The 5230-nt window shown below is 57.4% G+C and carries 4 protein-coding genes and 1 pseudogene; 2 read left to right on the forward strand and 3 right to left on the reverse strand.

All coding sequences use genetic code 11. The annotated features are described in order from the left end of the window. On the forward strand, positions 1–194 hold a 194-nt coding region (locus OKC30_RS19710), incomplete at its 5' end, for a hypothetical protein (RefSeq protein ID WP_270809764.1). Between the two features lie 24 nt (positions 195–218). On the opposite strand, the pseudogene OKC30_RS19715 reads toward OKC30_RS19710, so the two are convergent. Further along, positions 219–1562 (reverse strand): annotated as a pseudogene (locus OKC30_RS19715) (potassium channel family protein). Positions 1563–1787: 225 nt separating this feature from the next. Continuing rightward, positions 1788–2369 carry a YjaG family protein gene (locus OKC30_RS19720; protein ID WP_042864483.1) on the reverse strand — a complete coding sequence of 194 codons (582 nt, stop codon included), beginning with the start codon at positions 2367–2369 and terminating at the stop codon, positions 1788–1790. 161 nt (positions 2370–2530) lie between these two features. Here OKC30_RS19720 and OKC30_RS19725 point away from each other — a divergent pair, with 161 nt between their 5' ends. Then, on the forward strand, positions 2531–3475 hold the full coding sequence (locus OKC30_RS19725; RefSeq protein WP_043152907.1) for a D-2-hydroxyacid dehydrogenase: 945 nt from the start codon (positions 2531–2533) through the stop codon (positions 3473–3475). A 63-nt stretch (positions 3476–3538) separates the two neighbouring features. On the opposite strand, the gene mepM is transcribed toward OKC30_RS19725, so the two are convergent. After that, positions 3539–4876 (reverse strand): murein DD-endopeptidase MepM, encoded by a 1338-nt coding sequence (gene mepM / locus OKC30_RS19730; protein ID WP_160837521.1) that lies wholly within the window; start codon positions 4874–4876, stop codon positions 3539–3541. Positions 4877–5230 lie beyond the last annotated feature (354 nt).

Raw genomic sequence — 5230 nt, forward strand, 5'->3', positions numbered from 1 at the left:
GCGATAAAATTAGATCACAAACGAAGCCTTTTTTATATCTATTTCAATTGGTTGGCGCTAAAGATCCTGTACATGTGCCATGGCATGCGATGACTTTAAATAAAGTCGCTCCACCGCCGCTGCGTCAAGCAGAGTCGCCGGGCCAGCCGGGAGGGATGGGAAGACAGCAGGAGGGCACCGGAAGCGGGCACTGATGGCACCCGCCGCCGGCGCTCCCGTCAATACTGCTTGGTTTTCGAGGCAAAACCCGCGAGGAAGAGACCTGTCAGGAACATGCCGCAGAAGGCTTCGATGGCCGACAGCAGTTGCAGCGGCGAGGAGGTCTGGGAGATGTCCCCATAACCCAGGGTCACGAAGGTGACGATGCTGAAATAGAGAGAGCGCCCCAGATGGCCGTGGGTTGCAGACTCCGGCGCCAGGAAATAGGTCAGGGTCGCCAGCAGGATCACCCCCATCGACATCAGCAGGCTTCTGATGGGACGCTCCCCAAACCCCCAGGTGATGAAGCTGATGAACTTGCCCGCGCACTTGAGATAGCACAACAGGGAGAGCCAGCACTTCGTCATCGGACCGCTTCGCAACCAGCGCTCCCGGAACAGCTCCCGCGGGCTCGCCAGGGACTTCATCTCGTGCAGCTTCTCCTTGTAGTAACACTCGCCGGCATCGACGGTGTCACCCACGCTGGAGAAGAGGCGCTTGGCATTGCGATAGAGTTTGCTCGCCTCGTTGTGGTCGATCCGCCCATTGTCGTTGTAGACCACCTCCACCTTGTCCAGGTTGGTGTGCTCCATGGTGGCATCGAAGTTCTTGGCGCTGACGCTGAAGTTTTTCAGCACCGCCCGGGAGGAGTGGAAGCGGATCTCCTCGCACTCTATGGTGAAGTCCTGAAAGACCCCGTCCTCCAGCGCCAGCTCCCGTTTCTTGGCCCAGGCCCTGTGGTCCCACAGCAGAGAGTCGAACAGATCGAGCCCGATCACCCCGCCATTGACCCTGACCCCCTTGGCCGAGCAGTGCCACAGATAAACCTTGGAGTTGTTGACGGCCCCATCCAGCGAGAGCTCGTCCAGGCAGGTGAAATCGAGCAACCGGCCGGAGATGATGGGGCTTTTGAGGGTAACACCGCCGATGTTGAGCAAACGATGCTTGCCCAGCACCTGGGCCTCCCCCTTGTTGTTCTCCGAGACCGAAAGCAGGCTTTGCACCCGTTTCACCTCGTCATTGCCATGTTTTCCCGCCAGCCACATGCTGTAAGGCTCGAAACGGGTCTCCGAGCGGATGAGGCCGCTCTTGCGCAGGGATTCCAGTGCACTCGAGGCGCTCTCATACAGGCGGACCTTGTCGTCGCTCATGTAGACACAAAGGCTCAGCACGCAGCGGGAGCTGATGAAGCGGGCGATGCCGATCTGGAAGATCACGCTTTTTTCTATCTTCTGCTCCGCCATCCAGTCGTCGAAATGGGGCAGCGACGCCACCAGCAGCGCCCAGATACGGGGATAATCGTTCTCACGCCGTCACTCGTTGAATTGCTCGGGGGAAAGCAGCCAAAGCTCTGTTGCATTCATAGATGACCTCAGTAATGGAGTTGTTCTCGTCGGTGATTCTCTGTCAAGTGCAACCAATAGAAGCGAGCTTACAACAGCAACGAATGGCCCCTAAGAATCAGGAGAAAAAAAGTTAACCATTTGAAAAAAATGCATAAATGCTTTCTCACACACCAAAAAATGAACGCTCAGAGATAAAAAAAACTCCCGACCGGGAGCTTTTTCTATGGGCAGTACGCGATGGCGTTACGCCTCCAGGCTGATGCCGATGTTGGAGACGCCGTCCTGGGCCGCGAAGGCGCGGATGGCAAGGATGCGATCGCTGTCCCGTTCATGGGCCACCCGTTTGAGCAGTTCGACCTGGAACTCCAGCTCGGCCTCCATGTACTCGTGCTCATAGAGCTCCTCATCGCTGAGATCCCGCTCTTCCAGCATCTCTATGAAGCCGGCGACCGTGCCGACAGACGCATGGCTGGCGTCGTTGGCCTCTTCCCCCACCCGGCAGATCACCGAGTTGTAGGCACAACCCAGCGCCACGCAGGCGTCCAGTGCCGGATAGGCGCCGTAGGATTCAAACTTGCGGGGATCGGGAATGTAGACTTCAAACGCTTCCAGAATGGCACCAAGATTGACGCGGGATCCCTTGACCGTCAGGTAGTTCCACATCTGATCCAGCGCGTGACGGAATGCCCTCGCATCCCCGAAACCGGAGGCCTGGGTAAAGAGCACATAGTTGGGGTACATGCGCTCTGCCAGCGCCAGGGTATAGACGGTTTGCTGCCAGGGCTGCAGCTCGGCCAGTCGCTTATAAAACTTGTCACCAAACACTGGAGTCGGATCCTTTGCAAAATGTGGGGCAGATTGTAGCCCACGAGGGCCCCGTCTAAAAATGAAAAAGCGCCCTGCTCGACTATCTTGCCCGATCAACTGGGGTAAGATGGAGACAGCATCCCTCTCGCCTTGCCATAAACACGATAAGGAACAAGAGTATGAGCCAACGTACCCTGCTGCTGTTGAGTCAGGACAACAGCCACTATGAACGCCTGCTCAAGGCGGCCCATCTTCCCCATCTGCACATTCTTCGGGCCGACAATCAGGCCGAGGCCGAACAGCTTATCGGTGACGCTCATATCCTGATGGCCGAGCCTGCCCGGGCCAAGCCGCTGCTGGCCAAGGCCGGCAAGCTCAGCTGGCTCCAGTCCACTTATGCCGGGGTCGACGTACTGCTGGACGCCAGTTGCCGCCGCGACTACCTGCTCACCAATGTCCGCGGCATCTTCGGCCCCTTGATGAGCGAGTATGTGTTCGGCCATCTGCTCAGCCTGACCCGCCAGTTGCCACTCTATCGCGAGCAGCAGCAACAGGGCGTCTGGCAGAGCCATCCCTATCAGGGCTTGAAGGGAAAGACGCTGCTGCTGCTCGGCACCGGCAGCATAGGGCAGCATATCGCCCACACCGGCAAACATTTTGGCATGAGGGTGCTCGGCATCAGCCACAGTGGCCGTGAGCGTGCCGGGTTCGATCAGGTGTACCAATTGCCGGCACTCAACAAGATGCTGGCCCAGGCCGATGTCATCGTCAGCGTGCTGCCCGCCACCCGCGAGACACGCCATCTCTTCACCGCCGAACGCTTCGGCCACTGCAAACCGGGCGCCATCTTCTTCAACGTCGGCAGGGGCAATGCCGTCCATGAGGGGGATCTGCTGGCGGCACTGCAAGCCGGCAAGCCCGCCATGGCGGTGCTCGATGTGTTCGAGCAGGAACCCCTGCCCGCTGACAGCCCGCTCTGGCACCAGCCCAATCTCATCGTGACGCCCCACAACAGCGCCTACAGCTTCCCGGAAGATGTGGCCCAGATCTTCATCCGCAACTACATCCGCTTCATCGATGGTCAGCAGCTGGACGGCAGGATCGACTTTGACAAGGGTTATTGAAGCCGTTCTGCAATGAAAAGGCCCCGCCAGTTTGCGGGGCCTTTTTCGTCAGGAGGGAGCCGTTCAGCCCGCCTCCATCTCTTTGCGGTAGCTCTTCACCTTGGCGAGGAACTGACGCTTGTCCTTACCGGAGAGCGGCTCCGCCATCGGCAGCTTGATCTTCATGGGATCCACCGGGCGGTTGTTGATGCGCACCTCGTAGTGCAGGTGAGCACCGGTGGAGCGGCCCGTGTTGCCGGAGAGGGCAATCTTGTCACCCATCTTCACCTTCTGACCCGGCTTGACCAGCAGCTTGCTCAGGTGCAGATAACGGGTCATCAGGGTACGGCCGTGCTTGATCACAATATAGGTGCCTGCCAGCGGGTGGCTGGTTGCCTTGAGGACCACACCATCACCGGTCGCCATGATGGGCGTGCCTACCGGCAGGGCAAAGTCGGTCCCCTCATGGGGCCGGACCTGCCCGGTAATGGGATGACGGCGATTCGGGTTGAAACTGGAGCTGACCCGGTAACGGCTATGAGTCGGATAACGGCGGAAGCCGCGCTCCAGGCTGTTTGCCTGACCGTCATAATAGTTGCCATCTTCCGACAACCAGGCTGACACGGCCTTGCCCTGGCTGAACACCTCGACCCCCAGCAACTGGGTATTGCCCGTACTCTTACCGTCGACCGTCTCCTGACGGACCAGCACCTTGAACTTGTCACCTTTTTTCAAATCCTTGGCGAAGTTGAGGCGCCACTGGAACAGGTTGGCAATCTTCTGGATGTAGTTGGCCGGGATACCGGCATTGCGGGCGCTGACGTAGAAGCTGCCGTTGATGACACCGTCATAGCTCTTCTGCTGCCACTCTACCTCTTCATTGAGCATGTTGGCGCTATAGGTGTCGTCGGTACGCTCCAGCACCAGGGTCTGCTTGATGTTCAGGCGGATCTTCAACTGCTGCAGAATGTTGTCCTGATCGATCAGCAACTCGATGGTCTGACCGGGTTTGAGACGCGCCAGGTTGTTCTTGGCATCCGCATCCAGCACCTTGTAGAGGGTGGTGGTGGACAGCCCCAGGTTGTTGAAGATGGTGGTCAGGTTCTCGCCATTGCGAACCCGGTAATCTTGCCATTGAGGCGTGGCATCCGCCGGGATGTCGTCTTCGGGAGCGGCTGACTCGACCAGCTCGTGATCCGGAATGTCGTTGAAGTCGGTGTTGTCTTCGTTGGTTGCGGTGCCCGTGGTGGCGATCGGCAACTCCAGACGCAGTGGCCGCTCCAGGATGTCACCGGGAGCTGGCAATACGGCTACCGCTGACAGCGTCATGGCCGTGAGCAATAGCATGGCATAGAAATGCTTGCGGGGAACCGGGGGTTCCCAATTGGCAGCCTGGGCTACCAAGGGACGGAGACGTTTCATCCGCTATCCTGTTATTAGATCTAAGGGTGGTGGTTGTGGGTCTGTTTTTATGAGTTTTTATTATGAAAACCGAATATCTGGCTTTTAGACCTAAATACTTACAAAAAGTTCATAGCTCCATGCACGAAACTCACATTTTATGCATAACCTTCCAGCATGGGCAGAAATGATCGTCATTTTCAGCCATTTTTTTCTATTTTTAAGAACCAAGTCCGGTTGTGGTGCTCTCCGGCCCAGAAAATGTTGCAAAAACATCTCCATGGAGTGGGTATGTCATCAGGGTGAGAGCGTGAACAAATTGTTAAATTGAGGTCAATTTAGCCAACCCAGCATCCAGTACCTTTTCCAGATAGG

It is taken from the genome of Aeromonas sp. QDB18 (genome assembly GCF_027705325.1).
Lineage (GTDB): Bacteria > Pseudomonadota > Gammaproteobacteria > Enterobacterales > Aeromonadaceae > Aeromonas > Aeromonas caviae.

Bases quoted from the DNA above. Each gene is read 5' to 3' on its own strand.
- OKC30_RS19725 (WP_043152907.1), top strand. From the start codon at position 2,531: ATGAGCCAACGTACCCTGCTGCTGTTGAGTCAGGACAACAGCCACTAT.
- mepM (WP_160837521.1), bottom strand. From the start codon at position 4,876: ATGAAACGTCTCCGTCCCTTGGTAGCCCAGGCTGCCAATTGGGAACCC.